15 protein-coding genes and 3 pseudogenes are annotated in these 17,016 nt (G+C 48.3%); 9 read left to right on the plus strand and 9 right to left on the minus strand.

Features of this window, described 5'->3' with window-relative positions:
• Window positions 1–18: 18 nt before the first annotated feature.
• Both ACFW2W_RS23810 and pyk read left to right on the plus strand, forming a co-directional pair.
• Window positions 19–567, plus strand: a complete 549-nt coding sequence (locus ACFW2W_RS23810) for a pentapeptide repeat-containing protein (RefSeq protein ID WP_378184163.1) — start codon at window positions 19–21, stop codon at window positions 565–567.
• Between the two features lie 146 nt (window positions 568–713).
• Window positions 714–2,498: a pyruvate kinase gene (gene pyk / locus ACFW2W_RS23815; RefSeq protein WP_378184165.1), complete on the plus strand. Its 1,785-nt coding sequence runs from the start codon at window positions 714–716 to the stop codon at window positions 2,496–2,498.
• Here the strand turns inward: pyk and ACFW2W_RS23820 are convergent.
• Both ACFW2W_RS23820 and ACFW2W_RS23825 read right to left on the minus strand, forming a co-directional pair.
• Complete coding sequence (locus tag ACFW2W_RS23820) at window positions 2,495–2,638, minus strand: hypothetical protein (RefSeq protein WP_378184167.1); 144 nt, start codon at window positions 2,636–2,638, stop codon at window positions 2,495–2,497. The genes pyk and ACFW2W_RS23820 overlap by 4 nt on opposite strands.
• A 78-nt stretch (window positions 2,639–2,716) precedes the next feature.
• Window positions 2,717–3,910, minus strand: coding sequence for a histidine kinase (locus tag ACFW2W_RS23825; protein WP_378184169.1), 1,194 nt, complete (start codon window positions 3,908–3,910; stop codon window positions 2,717–2,719).
• Window positions 3,911–4,024: 114 nt separating this feature from the next.
• On the opposite strand from ACFW2W_RS23825, the gene ACFW2W_RS23830 reads away from it, so the two are divergent.
• The 3 genes from ACFW2W_RS23830 to ACFW2W_RS23840 all read left to right on the plus strand — a co-directional run bounded on the left by ACFW2W_RS23830 (window position 4,025) and on the right by ACFW2W_RS23840 (window position 7,490).
• Window positions 4,025–5,722: a DUF2079 domain-containing protein gene (locus ACFW2W_RS23830; RefSeq protein ID WP_378184171.1), complete on the plus strand. Its 1,698-nt coding sequence runs from the start codon at window positions 4,025–4,027 to the stop codon at window positions 5,720–5,722.
• The gene (locus ACFW2W_RS23835) at window positions 5,686–5,910 is read left to right on the plus strand and encodes a hypothetical protein (protein ID WP_378184173.1); all 225 of its coding nucleotides are present in this window, start codon (window positions 5,686–5,688) and stop codon (window positions 5,908–5,910) included. Before ACFW2W_RS23830 ends, ACFW2W_RS23835 begins: the two co-directional genes overlap by 37 nt.
• Window positions 5,911–6,299: 389 nt before the next feature.
• Window positions 6,300–7,490: a glycosyltransferase family 4 protein gene (locus tag ACFW2W_RS23840; RefSeq protein WP_378184175.1), complete on the plus strand. Its 1,191-nt coding sequence runs from the start codon at window positions 6,300–6,302 to the stop codon at window positions 7,488–7,490.
• On the opposite strand, the pseudogene ACFW2W_RS23845 reads toward ACFW2W_RS23840, so the two are convergent.
• From ACFW2W_RS23845 to ACFW2W_RS23855, 3 genes and pseudogenes are all read right to left on the minus strand, one after another.
• A pseudogene (locus ACFW2W_RS23845) lies at window positions 7,491–7,839 on the minus strand (hypothetical protein); the annotation flags it as partial.
• Between the two features lie 28 nt (window positions 7,840–7,867).
• Window positions 7,868–10,555, minus strand: a complete 2,688-nt coding sequence (locus ACFW2W_RS23850) for a TIGR03960 family B12-binding radical SAM protein (protein ID WP_378184177.1) — start codon at window positions 10,553–10,555, stop codon at window positions 7,868–7,870.
• 116 nt (window positions 10,556–10,671) lie between these two features.
• Window positions 10,672–11,010, minus strand: a complete 339-nt coding sequence (locus ACFW2W_RS23855) for an STAS domain-containing protein (RefSeq protein ID WP_378184179.1) — start codon at window positions 11,008–11,010, stop codon at window positions 10,672–10,674.
• A 552-nt stretch (window positions 11,011–11,562) separates the two neighbouring features.
• On the opposite strand from ACFW2W_RS23855, the gene ACFW2W_RS23860 reads away from it, so the two are divergent.
• Together ACFW2W_RS23860 and ACFW2W_RS23865 are read left to right on the plus strand one after the other, a co-directional pair.
• A complete protein-coding gene (locus ACFW2W_RS23860; RefSeq protein ID WP_190412161.1) occupies window positions 11,563–11,757 on the plus strand; it encodes a hypothetical protein in 195 nt (64 codons plus the stop codon).
• A gap of 156 nt (window positions 11,758–11,913) precedes the next feature.
• Window positions 11,914–13,089, plus strand: a complete 1,176-nt coding sequence (locus ACFW2W_RS23865) for a pyridoxal phosphate-dependent aminotransferase (protein ID WP_378184181.1) — start codon at window positions 11,914–11,916, stop codon at window positions 13,087–13,089.
• On the opposite strand, the gene ACFW2W_RS23870 is transcribed toward ACFW2W_RS23865, so the two are convergent.
• Window positions 13,077–13,460: a hypothetical protein gene (locus ACFW2W_RS23870; RefSeq protein WP_378184183.1), complete on the minus strand. Its 384-nt coding sequence runs from the start codon at window positions 13,458–13,460 to the stop codon at window positions 13,077–13,079. The two genes, ACFW2W_RS23865 and ACFW2W_RS23870, sit on opposite strands and share 13 nt — an antisense overlap.
• On the opposite strand from ACFW2W_RS23870, the gene ACFW2W_RS23875 reads away from it, so the two are divergent.
• Window positions 13,452–13,604 (plus strand): hypothetical protein, encoded by a 153-nt coding sequence (locus ACFW2W_RS23875; protein ID WP_378184185.1) that lies wholly within the window; start codon window positions 13,452–13,454, stop codon window positions 13,602–13,604. The two genes, ACFW2W_RS23870 and ACFW2W_RS23875, sit on opposite strands and share 9 nt — an antisense overlap.
• 177 nt (window positions 13,605–13,781) lie before the next feature.
• Window positions 13,782–14,210 (plus strand): annotated as a pseudogene (locus ACFW2W_RS23880) (DUF29 family protein).
• 130 nt (window positions 14,211–14,340) lie between these two features.
• On the opposite strand, the pseudogene mutT reads toward ACFW2W_RS23880, so the two are convergent.
• The 3 genes and pseudogenes from mutT to ACFW2W_RS23895 all read right to left on the minus strand — a co-directional run.
• Window positions 14,341–14,823 (minus strand): annotated as a pseudogene (gene mutT / locus ACFW2W_RS23885) (8-oxo-dGTP diphosphatase MutT); the annotation flags it as partial.
• A gap of 191 nt (window positions 14,824–15,014) precedes the next feature.
• On the minus strand, window positions 15,015–15,362 hold the full coding sequence (locus ACFW2W_RS23890; RefSeq protein WP_378184187.1) for a DUF760 domain-containing protein: 348 nt from the start codon (window positions 15,360–15,362) through the stop codon (window positions 15,015–15,017).
• Between the two features lie 269 nt (window positions 15,363–15,631).
• Window positions 15,632–16,591 (minus strand): RNA polymerase sigma factor, RpoD/SigA family, encoded by a 960-nt coding sequence (locus ACFW2W_RS23895; protein WP_378184189.1) that lies wholly within the window; start codon window positions 16,589–16,591, stop codon window positions 15,632–15,634.
• Window positions 16,592–17,016: the final 425 nt, after the last annotated feature.

Genomic DNA, 17,016 nt, shown 5'->3' on the forward strand with positions numbered 1-17,016 from the left:
GGCTAACAAGAGAGCGTCTTGGCAGTTCAATCGATACTCATCTCCTCAGTTGGCTACCATCCCATGAAACCAGGAATCCTCGCTACCGCCCTGTTGATGCCTGTCTGCTTTGCAGTGTCGGTCAAAGCAGAGAATCCAGAACACGTTCAGAGATTATTAATTAATAAAGAATGTCAATTTTGTGACTTGAGCAATGTGAACTTGACCGGGTATGACCTAAGCGGTGCCAACTTAAAGGGTGCCAATCTCAAGGGTGCCAATCTCACCAGTGTCGTGCTAGCCGGTGCCGATCTCACAGCAGCCACCTTGGAGAATGCTAATCTGAGCAATGCTGTTCTAAATGGAGCTAACCTCAGCGGTGCGAAGATGCGGTTTGCGAAGATGCAGTATGCGAGTCTACAGGGGGTCAAAGCGAAGGAAGCATTTGACGTGACGGGTGCCGATCTCACCGGGACAATTATGCCTTCAGGTCTAGTCTACAAGCCGGTTACTGAGGCACAAAAGAAACCGGCACCTGAGACCGGGCAACCCATCAACCAAGACCGCAGGGAACCGATGAATCCGTAAAATTCATAAGTTTTTTAGTATAATATCTACACAGTAGAGAGGGGAAGTGGCTCCAAAGCCCTAATAGGAGTTGGAACAAATGTGATAGTATCCCTTTGCTTTCGTGTTACACGCAGTCCTCTTCTGCTCTCCCTGAATTTTGCCCCATGCAACTGCGAAATCCCCAGCGCCGGACAAAAATTGTCGCTACGATTGGCCCTGCTACCAGTAGTCCAGAGGTCTTACGCGCTTTAATTGAAGCGGGTGCGACGACCCTGCGCCTCAACTTTTCTCATGGAACTCATGAAGACCATCAGCGTAGCATTCGCTTGATCCGCCAGATGGCTTTTGAACTGAATCAGCCGGTGGGCATTTTGCAAGACTTGCAAGGCCCCAAAATTCGTTTGGGACGGTTTGAAATGGGGTCTATCGTCCTCAATAAGGGCGATCGCTTCATCTTAACCAGTCACCTCGTCCCAGGCACCCAAGAAATTAGCTCTGTCACCTACGAACCTCTAGCAGATGAAGTCCCGACCGGGGCAGCGATTCTCTTGGATGATGGCAAAGTGGAAATGCGGGTGGAACAGATAGACCGCACGGCGCGGGAATTGCACTGTCGCGTTGTCGTAGGCGGGCCACTTTCTAATAACAAAGGAGTGAATTTCCCTGGCGTCTATCTGTCAATTAAGGCGCTGACTGACAAAGACCGTAAAGACTTGATGTTTGGTCTTGACCAAGGCGTTGACTGGGTAGCGCTGAGCTTTGTCCGCAACCCCCAGGATGTGCTGGAAATTAAAGAGCTGATTTCCAGTGCTGGTAAGCAAGTGCCGGTGGTTGTCAAGATTGAAAAGCACGAAGCCATCGACCAAATGGAAGCCATTCTCTCGCTCAGCGATGGTGTCATGGTGGCTCGTGGTGACTTGGGCGTTGAATTGCCTGCTGAGGATGTCCCGATCCTGCAAAAGCGGCTGATTGCAACATCGAATCAGCTGGGCATTCCGGTAATTACGGCAACTCAGATGTTGGACAGCATGGTGAACAATCCCCGTCCCACCCGTGCTGAAATTTCCGATGTCGCCAATGCGATTTTGGACGGAACCGACGCCGTGATGCTCTCCAACGAGACAGCGGTAGGTAAATACCCCATCGAAGCGGTGGAGACGATGGCGCGAATTGCCGTGCGGATTGAGCAAGAACAAATCGCCCGTAACGTGCGGGGCACCACTCGCTCGATCACGAATGCTATTAGTCAGGCGGTTGGTCAAATTTCCGAGCAGCTGGGGGCAGCAGCGATTATGTCGTTGACCAAAAGCGGTGCCACTGCCCGAAATGTTTCTAAGTTTCGACCTTCTACGCCGGTTCTGGCAGTGACTCCCCATGTGGACGTGGCGCGGCAGTTGCAGATGGTGTGGGGCGTGAAGCCGCTTCTGGTGCTGGATTTACCTTCAGCGGGTCAGACGTTCCAGGCGGCAATCAACGTGGCACTGGAGAAACATCTGCTGGCTGAAGGAGATTTGGTGGTGATGACTGCCGGGACGCTCCAAGGCATCTCTGGTTCAACCGACCTGATTAAAGTTGAGATGGTGACATCAGTTCTCGGCAAGGGAATTGGGATTGGTCAGGGATCGGTGAGCGGTCGAGCGCGAGTGGCTTGCACTGCTAAAGAGGTGGGAAACTTTAATCATGGGGAAATTCTGGTGGTGCCCCGCACGAATGCCGATTTTGTGGAAGCAATTCGCAAGGCATCTGGGATTATTACTGAGGATGAAAGCCTAACCAGTCATGCGGCTGTGATTGGCTTACGCCTTGGGGTGCCGGTAATTGTGGGCGTCAAGAAGGCGACGGAAATTATTCGGGATGGAGCGATTTTGACGCTAGATATGCAACGGGGTCTGGTTTACTCTGGTGCTATGGCAGGGACTTCTCCGACGACTGCGGCACTGCCGGTTTAAGCGCGATCGCTTCTGTTGATCTCTTTTGTGCGATCGCTCCTTTGACGAATTGCTTTCGTCGCAGAGGACACAAACACACATCGGCAACGAGAGCGATCGCTCATTTCCCCCAAACTTGCACAATAAGGTAAAAAAAGCAAGAATTTAATTTTTAATTATTTGTGTTTAATTTTTAATTATTTGTGTTTAATTTTTAATTTTTAATTTTTAATTTTTAATTATTTGTAAATCGGCAGCGTGAAGTGAAAAATGCTGCCCTTATCTAGATTCGAGTTTACCCAAATCCGCCCATAATGCGCCCGAATAATCCGCTGGCATAAGCCAAGACCAATCCCATACCCTTCTTTTGCTTCGTCTCGCTCTAGGCGATAGCGATCCTCAAAGATGCGCTCTTGATTCTCCGCAGGGATACCAAAACCCGTGTCCCCAACACTCACCTGAATTTTCTGGGTCGTGCGGTGCAGCATTGAAACTTGAATCCTGCCACCCTCTGGCGTGTACTTAATCGCGTTATCCAGAAGGTTGACTATCACTTGGCGCACCCGTTCTTCATCCGCATAGACATAGGGCAAATCCTGGGGAATATCGGTTTCCAAGGATTGAGATTTCCCCTGACACCGATTTTTCAGTGAATTAATTACCTCATAACAAAGCGCCCCCAAGTCCAACTTATGCGGTTGAATATGCAATTGGGCGCTCGTACCCCTGGCGGCTTGCAGAATATCTGCGATCAGCCGATCCATTGCCCGGATTTGGGTACGAGCCTGCTTGCTTAACTGCTCGGTCAGTGCTGGTGTTAGCTTGGCGGGTCTGCTGCTGTTGTTTGAATTTAAGCTTAATTCTAAAGTTTCCATTGTCAGAGAGGCGGCTGTTAGGGGACTCCGCAGGTCGTGAGCTAACATGGCGAGTACCCGGTCTTTAAACTGTAGCTGCTCCAGCAGTTCTTCTTTTTCTTTCTTGAGGCGAAAAATTTCGTCAGACAGTTGAATCAGTTCTGCGGAATGAGCAACAGAACGAATCGCTGATTTTTCTGCCTCGGTGGTCGGTGAGTTGGTCTCGCGTGCTAAAGTCTCCTGGTATTCTTCGGCACACAGTTGCCAGCGAGGCCAACAATTCTTCAGTTGAGCGATTAAATTACTCCCAGCCAGCGTCTGTCGGGGTTTTGGATGAATCTTGATCAAGGCTGGGGTTGCCACCAGTTTAAAGTGTTCGGCTAAATAGGGCTGCTCCCCCACCTCGACCATCTGAAGTTCAAAGGGAAACTCGGTCTTTAAGTTCTCCAGATAAGTTTGGATTTGCTGGATTTGTTTGCGCGAACTCGGACGCTCATCGACAAACAGCAGTAGCTGTAGCGATGCTTCAGAATGGGTAGGTTTTTCAAGAGCTGCCTGTATGTAATCTGGTTTCAGCACTGGGAACCAACCGATGACACTTTAATTCTTAGGGGTATTGACTGAGAGTGGACGAGAAGCGAAAGTCCGCTTTCAATTTAATATCTATTTAACATTTATAAACGATTGTGAGTGATGTTGTTGAAATTACACAAGCAGCCAGCGTTACGGGTAGTGATGGGTGCAGCGATCGCATTTTTTTTGTTCGCTCTCATCTTCATCCTGCATCGGCACTTCACCTTTTATTCCTCCTACGATCAAGGCATCTTTAATCAAGTCTTCTGGAACGGCATTCACGGTCGCTTCTTTCAGAGTTCCCTGTCTTCGCAGCTTTCGACCAACGTTGTCCACAATGGCGAAGTCCCAGAAGTTTTTTACCACCGCTTAGGGCAACACTTCACCCCAGCCCTTTTGCTGTGGCTACCCTTATATGCCCTGTTTCCCTCACCCGCAACTCTCAGCGTTTTGCAAGTTACGCTCGTAACCACCGCCGGTTTGGTTCTGTACGTCCTAGCTCGACAGCATCTGGAACCGGGAATTTCCGCCCTAATTACTGTCAGCTTTTACGGCGCTAACGCTGTTCTTGGCCCTACCTTAGCTAATTTCCACGATATTTGCCAAATTCCCCTCTTTACCTTTGGATTGCTGCTAGCAATGGAAAAGCGCTGGTGGTGGCTATTTTGGGTGCTGGCTGTTTTGATTCTGGCGGTTCGGGAAGATTCGGGTGTGAGTCTGTTTAGTATCGGGTTTTACATGATCCTGAGCAAACGCTATCCCAGGGCGGGTCTTGCCGTCTGTAGCCTCAGTTTTGCTTACATGATTGTCCTCACTAATCTGATCATGCCGCTGTTTTCCGAGGATATTTCTCAGCGGTTTATGATGGAGCGGTTCGGGCAGTATGCGGATGGCGAAGAAGCTTCTACCTTAGAAATTATCTGGGGAATGGTGACTAACCCCTGGCGACTCATCGTCGAGCTGTTTTCACCCTTCTTTGGCACGATTAAGTATTTATTAGGTCAATGGTTGCCCCTGGCTTTTGTGCCAGCGATTTCTCCGGCTTCTTGGATGGTAGCGGGATTTCCCCTATTGAAACTTTTATTAGGTAAGGGACAGTCGGTTCTAGCCATTAATATTCGCTATGCGATGACAATCGTGCCTGGGCTATTTTACGGGGCAATTCTCTGGTGGGCAGGGCAAAGCGACTTTAGAATCTGGATAAGAGATTTTAAATGGGGGCGAAAACCTCAGACATCAGAGATTGCTGAGTCTGAGGTGCAACCTAATTATCCCAAATCGATTTCGCCGTCGTTTCGGCGCTTTTGGGTCATCTGCCTCTGCCTTTCAGTGTTTTTTACGCTCACTTCTAACCCCAATCGGACTTTTTACTTCCTGATCCCAGATTCTATTCAGCCTTTGGTTTATGTCCCTCTGACGCGGCAATGGGAACACGTCAGCCAAGGAAGCCCTTTATTGGCTCAGATTCCGCCTGACGCCAGTGTAACGGCAACAACCTATCTCGTGCCCCATCTTTCTGGTCGCCGCGAAATCATCCGCTTCCCGTCTTTGCAACTCCGCAATGATGCTGGTGAAGTGGTCAATGTGGATTACATCATTGCTGATTTGTGGCAAGCGCAGCAGTATAAAGCCGCTTTCAAGGAAGAACGCGGACTATTGCAACAGGGTGTTCCCACGATCGATCGGCTGTCTGGTAGTGGGGAGTATGGCATCATTGGCTTCAAAGATGGCGTTATTTTAATGCAAAAAGGAGTTGCCTCGAACGATCAAGCGATCGCTGCGTGGCAGGCATTTCGCCAACAGATTTCTCTAACTTAAATTCGTCTTTTGTCGCATCTAGTGGCAAACTAAGCGATCGCACGCACCGAGCAATTCCATATCAACCCAGCAACATCCGCATTCCCACGGAAGTCATAGATGTTCCCAAATGGCAATATGGATGGCAAATCATGCCTTCTTTTTCACAACGAAACCGATGGGCAAGAGCATCGGTCTGGGGTGGTTAATTAATCTGGGGATTATTGTGGAAAAACCGGATAGGCAATTGAAGTGTCTTTTAGAGTTTATTTGGGGACAAACTTCGTTATTGAAATATCTATTCGGCAGCACATCAAGAGCTAGCGGTAGGATGAAGGCGATTGATATCTAGAGCTAGAAAAGAAATAAACTCTAGGCTTCACATTTCATAATTTATTCTTTTCTTGCTTCTTATTGTATTAACTGCTTATCCCTCAAATAAAAGCAACAATAGAAATAGATTGAGTGTCTATCTCTGCTCAGGGTTAAAAGATTATTTAAATCTATAACACCCTTATTGTCCCAACTAGGAGACTATAATTTTTAGAACTATGTCGATCTGTAGCGATTTGTAACTGAATTGGGGGGATTGGGGGAAATGAAGATTTTAGTCCTGACTTGGGAATTTCCGCCGCGCATTGTCGGAGGAATTGCCCGCCATGTAGGGGAGTTATATCCAGAACTGATCAAACTGGGGCATGAAGTCCACTTGCTGACAGTGGAGTTTGGTCACGCGCCGCTGTACGAAGTGGTAGATGGCGTCCACGTACATCGGGTGCCAGTGGGTTACGGTTATGACTTCTTCCACTGGGTCGTGAATTTGAACCAGAGCATGGGGATTCACGGCGGTAAGCTGATGATGGAAGATGGCCCGTTTGATTTGATCCATGCCCACGATTGGCTGGTGGGAGATGCCGCGATCGCCCTCAAGCACAATTTTAAAGTACCGCTGATTACTACGATTCACGCCACAGAATTTGGTCGTTACAACGGCATCTACAACGACGACCACCGCTATATTAGCGGCAAAGAAAAACTTCTCGCCTATAACTCTTGGCGGATTATTGTTTGTACCGACTATATGCGGCAAGAAGTAGAACGAGCGCTAGAAACTCCTTGGGACAAAATGGATGTCATTTACAACGGCATCCGACCGGAAAAGAAACCGCGCTGGCACGAGTTTGATGCTTTGAACTTCCGTCGCCAGTTTGCCGAAGATCGGGAGAAAATTGTCTATTATGTGGGTCGAATGTCCTACGAAAAGGGCGTTTCCGTGTTGTTGAATGCTGCCCCGAAAGTCATTTGGGAAATGGGGGGCAACGTCAAATTTGTGATTATTGGCGGCGGCAATACTGACCCGCTGAAGCAGCAAGTTTGGAATTTAGGCATTTGGGACGACTGCTATTTCACTGGCTTTATGTCAGATGCCGACCTAGATAAATTCCAAACCGTTGCCGACTGCGCCGTATTTCCCAGTCTCTACGAACCCTTTGGCATTGTTGCCCTAGAAAGCTTTGCCGCCCGCGTGCCAGTTGTTGTATCAGACACGGGTGGTTTACCAGAAGTCGTGCAACACACCAAGACTGGGGTTGTTACTCAGACGAACAACTCGGATTCTCTCGCCTGGGGCATCTTAGAAGTGCTAAAAAATTCGGGTTACGCCCAATGGCTAATTGATAACGCTTATGAAGATTTAGAACGTCGGTTCAGCTGGTCGAAGATAGGGAAACAAACTGAAGCAGTTTATCAAAGAGTCGTGCAAGAGCGATCGCACATTCACTGGTCTTAATCAAAGGTTGGAGGTTGTTCCTCGTTCCCAAGCTGAGCCTGGGAACCAAAATTTAGATGCTGGAGCATCACTACTGCCGAGAAATTCGTCAATCCAACCATTTCGCTGCTGACCTGCTTGATTTGCTTGGCCAGACTCTGCCACTCGTCACATCCAGGCAAGTCAGCCAACCTTCACCGTAAACCTAGGTATCGATACAGATGGCGTGACCGAGATTGACCGGCACGCCACTTTTTTGGCTGGTATGTCCGCAAACCATCGTTTTGCCGGAAAAGTGGGGCGCTGGCTTGTTAAACCGTTCCCAGAACAACATAAACTCAGGTTGTTCGGATAGAGGCAGGTGAATGTCGCCAATGGCAAGAATCCGCATTAGGCAATCAATCCTTCAAAAGCAGCTGACGTCGGTGAGCGTGCAACAGCTGAAACTCCCGCCCCGTCACTTGCTCCAGCATGAAGACGATATGCTCCGGTCTTAGCACAGTTCCATCATTTTGGCAACTGCCCAAATAGCGCAGAACAACGCCTTCTTCCCCTCTATCTTCCCCTCTTTCTTGGCGCTCTTTGCGTCTTGGCGGTTCATTCATCTCCAATTCAAACAAGCGATCGCGCAGATTTATCTGTTTCTTCTTCCCAGACTTCGTAGCTTGCTCAATTAAAATGCTCTCACTCGCTTTAATCGCCTCCACCCAGCCTTCCCACTCCTCTGGTGACGCCGACAGAAGCGCTGCCACCGCAATCAAATACTCCGCTTTTTCCAACAACTGAGTCGCCGAAGGAGCCTTCAAATCAACATCTGCCACCCGATAAACCGGGATATCAGATGGCAACTGGGCAGCTAACTTCTCCTGAAACGTCGCCACATCCATCGTCTGGGTTAGCTCAAAGTCCACAATTTCACCTTCACTGGTTGCTCCCAGCGACAGCGCACTCGCTGGAGAAATGCGGGGACTGGGATGAAACCCGCCCGTAAAAGCAACTGGCAATGCCGCCCGACGCACAGCACGGTCAAACAGGCGCACCAAATCTAGATGACTCACCAGCGCCATATCGCCCAGCTTGCCCAACCAAACCCGCAACCGCTGCACCCTAGCTGTATTCGGCGTGAAGTGTCCGGCAAATTCTGGAATCGGCAACGGCTTGATGACAATATTGTGCCCAAAATCAGTCCCGCAAATGCCACAGTGAGAACAGCCTTCAAAAGAGCAATCCGGCACTGTTGCAGCTTCTAAAGCCCGTTTCAGGTCAGCGACTAGCCAGTTCTTATCAATTCCCGTATCGATATGATCCCAAGGCAACGGCGCATCTAATTGGGGATTGGTAATTGGGGATGGGGAATCGTGAATGGGTAGCTGTTCATTCCCATTCCCCATCAAATTCCATTCGCCGTTCTCGACAAGGCGGTATTTCCAGGTTAAGCCAGATTCGGCGATCGCTTGTCCCCAAGCCGCAAAAGCCCGCTCCACACTATCAAACCAGGCATCCATCCCCGCACCCAGTTCCCAAGCGCGACGCAGCACTGATGCCAGACGCCTATCGCCCCGTCCCATAAAATCTTCCATCGCCGAAAGTCGCACATCGGTGAAGTTTACCTTCACCCCCCTCATCCCGCGAAACTCGTCGCGGAGAAGTTTCTGCTTCTGTTGAAACTCAGTTGTAGAGACAGAGTGCCACTGGAAAGGCGTGTGAGGCTTCGGCGTAAAGTTGGAAATCGTCAGGTTGAAATGCAGACGCTTTCTGCCTTCAGTCCGACATTCTTGCTGTAGCCAACGGACAGTTTCGGCAATGCCGATAACATCTACATCCGTCTCTCCAGGCAGACCAATCATAAAATACAGCTTAATTTTTTCCCAACCCTGCTCGTAGGCTGTTTTCACGCCCCGCAGCAATTCTGCGTTCGTCAACCCCTTGTTGATAATGTCCCGCATCCGCTGGGTTCCAGCTTCCGGCGCAAAAGTCAGCCCACTTTGCCGCGTCCCGCCGAGAATATTGGCGATATTTTCATCAAATCGGTCTACCCGCTGACTGGGTAAAGAAAGGGAAATATTTTCATCTTTGAGGCGATTTTTGATTTCCATCCCCACCGCCGGTAGAGATAGATAATCCGAACAACTCAAGGACAGCAGGGAAAACTCGTTATATCCCGTCGCCCGCATTCCCTTTTCAATTGCCTCTACGACTTCCTGCGGTTCCACATCCCGCGCCGGACGAGTCAGCATCCCAGGCTGGCAGAAGCGGCAACCGCGAGTACAGCCGCGCCGCACTTCAATGGTCAGTCGGTCGTGGACTGTCTCCACATAAGGTACTAGCCCGATGGAATAAGCTGGCAGGGGGGCGGCAACTCGCCGTAAAACCCGCTGTGGTACATCCGGGCGATTGGGATGGACTGAGCCATCTTCTGCCATGTCGTAGAACTGTGGCACATATACGCCTGGTACTTGTGCCAAATTCAGCAATAGTTGTTCTCGACTGAGTTGAGCTTTTTTGCCTTTTTCCACTACCCAGCCAATCTCTGGCAGCACTTCCTCGCCATCTCCCAGAGCCAAGAAATCGAAAAAGTCTGCGTAGGGTTCGGGATTCGAGGTTGCCGTCTGTCCCCCAGCAAAAATTAGGGGATAATTCCAGAGAAATTCTTCACTCTCCCCTGCGCTTGTGCTTGTGTGCCTCTCTCGCCACGTCAGGGGAATCCCGGCCAAATCCAGCATTTCCAGAATATTGGTGGCTCCCAGCTCGTAGCTGAGACTAAAGCCCAAAATATCAAAATCTGTAAGACTTCGCCGCGACTCCACGGCAAATAACGGCGTCTGTGTTTCTCGGAGTTTCGCCGCTAAATCAGGGGCGGGTAAATATGCGCGATCGCACAGCTGCCCCAACTGAGCATTCAATATGTTGTAGAGAATGATATGCCCAAGATTCGATGCACCCACTTCATAAATTTCTGGGTATGTCAGAACCCAGCGTACCGCCGCCGCTTCCCAAGGCTTGTGGACAGCTCCTAGCTCATTTCCCAAATAACGAGCTGGTTTCTGGATCTCTGGTGTAAGTAGTTTCTCGACTGCGATCGCCACTGCAAAACGCTCCCCTGCTTCCAGTGCCTCAGATTCAACCCTAGCACCAATTCAGAGTTAGCACTCAGCAATAGCGCTCAACTTCTCAGTTTTCCTTCAGAAGTATTTGCTTGTTCTTATACTCCAATATTTGCTTCCAAGGCGGCAGGACTTTCAAAAATTTCAAATACTCCGTCAAGTTGAGCCAGTTCAAAAATCATCCGAATCGAGGGCGAAACCGAACAGAGGCTAAACCGCCGTCCTAGACTGTGTGCTAAACGGTGAGCCGAAACAAACGCCATCAAGCCAGCACTATCGAGAAACTCTACTTGAACCATATCAATCAGCACAATAGATCGATCGGGTGAAGAAACAGCTGCCGTCAGTTGACCTTGAAACTCAACCGCATTCGATGCATTGATATAACCTTGGGGCCGAATAACTGCAACGTTGGGGCGAACTAGCGTACTTTGCATGACAACATCCTGTTTCAGCTGTAAACAAAAATTTGTGTAATAGCTTCGACAATAAACTGTAAACTATGGTATTGGCTACCCCCTTTTAGGTAGTTTGCTAAATCTTCATTAGTTACCTCCTCTTATATAAAGTTTTCAATAAGCTTGTTTGAAAAGTGTCCCCTAATACGGACTTTTTAGAAGTTCTCTATTAAATAAATCTCTTTGTATATCTTTTTAAATTTCTGCATCTAACCTAAGACAGATGTATTCTTAGTATAATCCTATGCGAAGCGCATTTCCGCCCGTCAGGCACTTAAGTCTTCAAACATAGGTCTTCAAACAAACATCCGCTGCTATTCTTCACACCATTAAAACTTATCAACGATAATATTATTGCTATTAAACATCAACTCCGAAGCTTCATAGAGTTGTCAGAAATTATTTAAAAAATTAGCGGCAATTGCGGTTAATCTCACAGTGATTTAGATCACTTTAAACTCTAGCTTTAGATCACTGGCTCATCTATATATTCAACCGATAATTTTTAAGTGCGGGGTTCTATCGGTTTTTATGAGAACTACATACGCGATTCGTCAACTGGTAGAAAAAGCTCTCTATATTAAGAAATTAACTCCAGATATAGAGAACGAAATAAACTATGAATTGACCAGAATGGGTCACATCTCTGACGTTGATTATGAGGCGCTGGAATTACTCATGTCAGAGATGGATGCCGGTCGAATTCAACTTGTGCCCAGTGCATAAGTAAAATTAAAAATCAAAGGCAGATTTAGTCGATGGCACGAGACAATATTCGTGCCTTGGGAATCTTTCTAGACCAATCTCTTATCCGTTTGGCTCACCTGGCGGTAAACTGTCTAATTGTTTGCACTTGCTCTATTTTTCAGTTGTTAAATCGCCATGCAGTTTGCCAAACGTTTAGAAAAGATACCGCCGTACCTATTTGCCGAGATTAATCGCAAGCAGCATGAAATGATCGCCAAAGGGGTGGACATCATCAACATTGGAGTTGGCGATCCAGACCGTCCGACGCCAGCGCATATTGTCCAGGCGATGCATGAGGCGATTGACGAACCTTCGACTCATAACTATCCCCCTTATCAGGGAACTAAAGAATATCGCCAAGCCGCTGCGGATTGGATGGAACGTCGCTTTGGTGTCGCTGGCTTAAATCCAGAAACCGAGGTAGTGTCTTCTGTTGGGTCGAAAGAAGCGATTCACAATACATTTTTAGCGTTCGTAGAACCGGGAGACTACACCCTAATTCCAGACCCTGGTTATCCGGTGTACCGCACTTCCACAATTTTTGCTGGGGGGGAACCCTACACAATGCCCCTGCTAGCAGAACGCGGTTTTTTACCGGATTTAGATGCTATCCCGAAAGAAGTAGCACAGAAAGCGAAATTATTGTGGATCAACTATCCCAACAATCCCACAGGTGCGCTGGCAACGCTGGAATTCTTTGAAGAATTAGTTACCTACTGCAAACATTACGATATTCTAATCTGTCACGACCACGCCTATTCGGAAATGGCTTATGACGGTTATAAACCCCCAAGCGTGCTACAAGTTCCGGGCGCAAAGGACATTGCCATTGAATTTCACAGTTTATCTAAGTCTTACAATATGACCGGCTGGCGGGTTGGTTTTGTCGTGGGGAATGCGATCGGAATTAAGGGACTGGGACAAGTTAAAACCAATGTAGATTCTGGCATCTTCAAGGCAATTCAACGGGCAGCGATCGCTGCCTATGAAACCTCAGAAGAAGAACTCCAAGCGGTGATGTCAGTTTACCAAAACCGCCGCAACATCATCGTCGAAGGATTGCAATCCTTAGGATGGCCTATTGAGCCTCCCAAAGCCACCCTCTATATTTGGGTACCCGTTCCCAAAGGTTATACTTCAACGGAATTTGTCACCCTGTTACTGGAGAAATGCGGTCTTATAGTGCCCCCTGGAAACGGGTATGGTGCTGCTGGGGAAGGCTTTTTTCGGATTGCCCTCACCGTGGCAGATGAACGGATGCACGAAGCGATTCAACGGATGAGAGATGCCGGAATTCGCTACGAAGCCTGAAAATCACTCTGATTGGCTTGCCAAACTTGGCGGACAAACCAACTGAGTTGCCAGTGGGCATCTGAGGCGTCCGCCGTCGCATCTGGGGCGTCCAATTGCATTAACAGGGGAATCACCTCGGTATCCAGCGCTGGTCGAAACAACGTTACAGGCCATACTAAATCGGCACCCTGACGCAAATCGTACAGCGTTGGTAACAAGTTGGCATCATTGTCTGGAACTACAGTAAGCATCAAAGGACGCACCCAACATATCTGCCGCGAATCGACAACTTGAATCACGTCAGCGTACAGGCGAGTATTTTCATGGTCTAAACAAACAATCTGACAAGGCTGAAAGTTAGGGGTGGAACCGTTTGAGGCTTGCTTCACAGTCAGGAATGGCTAGCGCGAGTTGCTTCTTTATTGTACGAAGTTGGTTGGCTGTCCTCAGTGAAGAAGTCCCGGAGAAAAGGAAATCGCAGCTACACAGACGAAACTCGACGAAAGCGGGAAAAGATGGGCGATCGCTTCTGATGATAATAGATGGGTATTGATGTTCTTGCCACAAGAGAGACGGCTAGACTACAACTGTGTAATCTCCGTATCTCACGGCTAATCTATGGAACCTGTAACACTGACAGCTGCTGCGCCTTTGCGGATGAGCGATCGCTTCAAAATACAATAGAAACAACTTAGATTAAATCAGCCGTTATGGAAGAACTATTAGACCTTAAAGACTTGCTGCTAAAAGGTGATATCTAAGGCTCGTTAGCGATTGTAGAAGAACTCGAAGAAATGAGCAAAAACGACCTTATTGATAACATTCGTAGTTATGCAGTGATTCTGCTGCTACATCTAATTAAACAGCAAACTGAAAATCGCACGACTCGTTCTTGGGAAGTCTCTATCCGAAATTCAGTTCGAGAAATTCCGAGAACAAATAAGCGTCGTCAAGCAGAGAGTTATTACCTAACGCCAGAAGAGTTGGTTGAAACTCTAGAAGAAGCCTACTTGAATGCTATTGATAAGGCTTCCTTAGAGGTAGAAGAAGGACGTTATGAACTAGAAGAATTAGAACAACTAATTAATAAAAAAGAAATGCTAAATCGTGCCTTGGCTTTGATCTTACCGCCAGCATGAAGTCGTCTAGAAGCCATAATGATACTGAAAATTTTATAAAAAAGAATGAACGCGATCGCACTCTTCCCTCTTCCCTCTTCTCTTTGCGTCCTTGGCGTCCTTCGCGGTTCGTAAATCGAATTAGAAATTTCTAATTCTGCCGCAGGGCGTCGATAATTTGGACGTTCGCTTTGGGAAAGGGAAACCGATCGATTTCGTCCAATGTCACCCAGCGGATTTCATCAGATTCGATGGGTTGGGGAATGCCTGTGAGGTGGCGGCAGTGATGGACGTTGAGAGTGACGCGGAAGTGGGTATAAGTGTGGTCGATAGTGATGAGATGCTTACCCACTTCAATTTCAATCCCCAATTCCTCCTGAATTTCTCTTTTAATACATTCTTCAATGGTTTCACCCGGCTCTAATTTGCCGCCAGGAAATTCCCAAAGCCCGCCCAGAAGACCATTCTGGGGTCTGCGATCGATTAAAATTGCTTTCTGCTCGTTCCAGATAACGGCAACGCCGATGTTTTTGTGGGGGATGGGAGAGGAGGTTTCACGCATAGGAAGCTGGGATTGCATACCCAAATTGTACGCTTGACAGCGCGACATCCAGGGACATCGTGCAGATTCCGGGCGCGGGCGTAGGAGTCGGGGTGGTTACGCCAGGGGAGGTTTCGACCGTTTTGGGAGTACTAGGTTAGAAGCGATCGCCTAAACTCCAAAATAGCAGAACTCGGCAGACTGACTTCCCAGTTTGCCGAGCTGCTTTGTTGCGGCAATTGCAATACAATCATTGGTACAATTGGCGCTGATGCCGGTCGTCCCTACTCAGCATCAGACAAGTTGACTTCAGCACCACCTGCCAAAACGTTTTCAAAGGTCATTCTTTGTTCGGCGTTCCGCAAGAAATAGCCACTAATCATCGCCGAAGCCAGCAGACGCCCTAAATTTTCACGATTAGTGGTGATAGTTACGCCAAAATGTTCTGGGGGTAGGTGCCCCAACAGCCCGACAATATTGCGTTCCATTACCTGAAACACTTCCTGAGACGAGGGTTTGGAAAGCTGGGTAATCGTCTCTGGACTCATGGATTGGACGTATTGCCAAAGCAAGTTGCCGCCTTCCGACTCACTTTCAAAGAACTCTGAAACTCGATTTGACGGGTTGTTCACTTTGTTTCTCCGTACTTCCTAGAGGCAGCTACTCCCAGATCCCCGCACCAGGGTAGATCACTGCTCAAGATTTGTTCTATCGATCGACTCGGAAGCTGGCTCCGAGAGTTGTAAATGTTTGTAATACTCTTAATTTAGCAGGCTCCTTTGGGGGTCACAGTGGGCAGAACCGAACTTTAAACGGCGGATTCTTTTACCTCATAAGGGCTGAGAAAGTTCCTACTCAAAACTTCAAACTGGCTACTCAGTCCTCAATCCTCAATCTTCCATTAGCTAGCCGCGATGTATTCCCGCATATCGGCTTTGCGCTTGCGAAGCTTGGAGAGGGCTTCCCGTTCGATTTGCCGCACCCGTTCCCGGCTGATGTTGAGAAGTTCGCCAATTTTTGCCAGAGTCATGGCTTGTCCATCGGCTAAACCAAACCGCAGTGCTAATACCTCGCGTTGTTGAGGCGTTAAGTCTGACATTAGTTTTTCTAAGTCAACTTGGAGAGAGGATTGAGTTGCGAAGTCTTCTGGGGAAGGTCCGGTGTCTTCCAGTAGTTCTACCAGTTCTGTATCCTGATTATCTCCGACGCGCAGATCCAATGAAAGGGGCTGACGCGCCCGTTCTAGGTACTCCCGAACTTGCTTGGGGGTTAATTCTAGTTCGGCGGCTAGTTCGCCGACTGTAGCAGCTCGTCCCAGGTTTTGAGCGAGTTGGCGCTGAGCTTTTTTGATTTTGTTGAGTTTTTCGGTGATGTGAATGGGGAGGCGAATGGTACGTCCTTTTTCTGCGATCGCGCGAGTGATCGCCTGCCGAATCCACCAATAAGCATAAGTGGAAAATCGGTAGCCTTTGGTGGGGTCAAATTTTTCGACGCCCCGCTGCATTCCCATTGTGCCTTCCTGGATCAAGTCCAAGAGGTCTACGTTACGTTTGATGTACTTTTTGGCAACCGAGACGACAAGCCGCAAGTTGGCTTCGACCATCTTGCGCTTGGCGATTTCACCCAATACGATCGCCTGCTGTAATTCTTTCTCTGACAACCCAGTTGAAGAAGCCCACGCTTCGTCGGTTGGCTCGTATCCTAACTGCAACAAGAGTGAATTTTTCACTTCCTGCAAGCTGGCTAAGCGCTGTACTTGTTTCCCATAAAGGATTTCCTGCTCGTGAGTAAGCAGGGGAACGCGCCCAATTTCTCGCAAGTAAGCACGGACGGTATCTGTAGAGGTCTGAGCAGTTTTCATAGCGCTGAGTCTTGAATCAGAGCGATAATTTATAGCGATCGCAATTGTAAACTATTGTAACCTTTCTGAAAGGAGCCGTGTCTATCCCAAGAGGGGGGTTCCCGTGCCTTTTCCTTCAACATCAGCTATTAAAAGGGTACCCAGGAATCGCTCGGATAATTGCATCTTGAGAAACAAAATGAGAAAAATCTTGCAGATGCTTACTGACACTCAGCGACATTGGCAGGCGGGGGTAGGACAGGAATCGCGAAACGTTAGCAACCCCGATTGAGAAATTGCTCTTATCGGTGAGGGACGCGATCGCGGTATTACATTATTGCATCATGTCTGAGCGCCAGAAGCCGAAAAATAGGGATTTTCTTAAGCAGAAGGACGGTTTTTTGGGCGCAAAGCCAAGGAAAACGCGGCAATGGCAATTTGAGCAG

The organism is Coleofasciculus sp. H7-2 (assembly GCF_042747725.1).
Taxonomy (GTDB): domain Bacteria; phylum Cyanobacteriota; class Cyanobacteriia; order Cyanobacteriales; family FACHB-T130; genus FACHB-T130.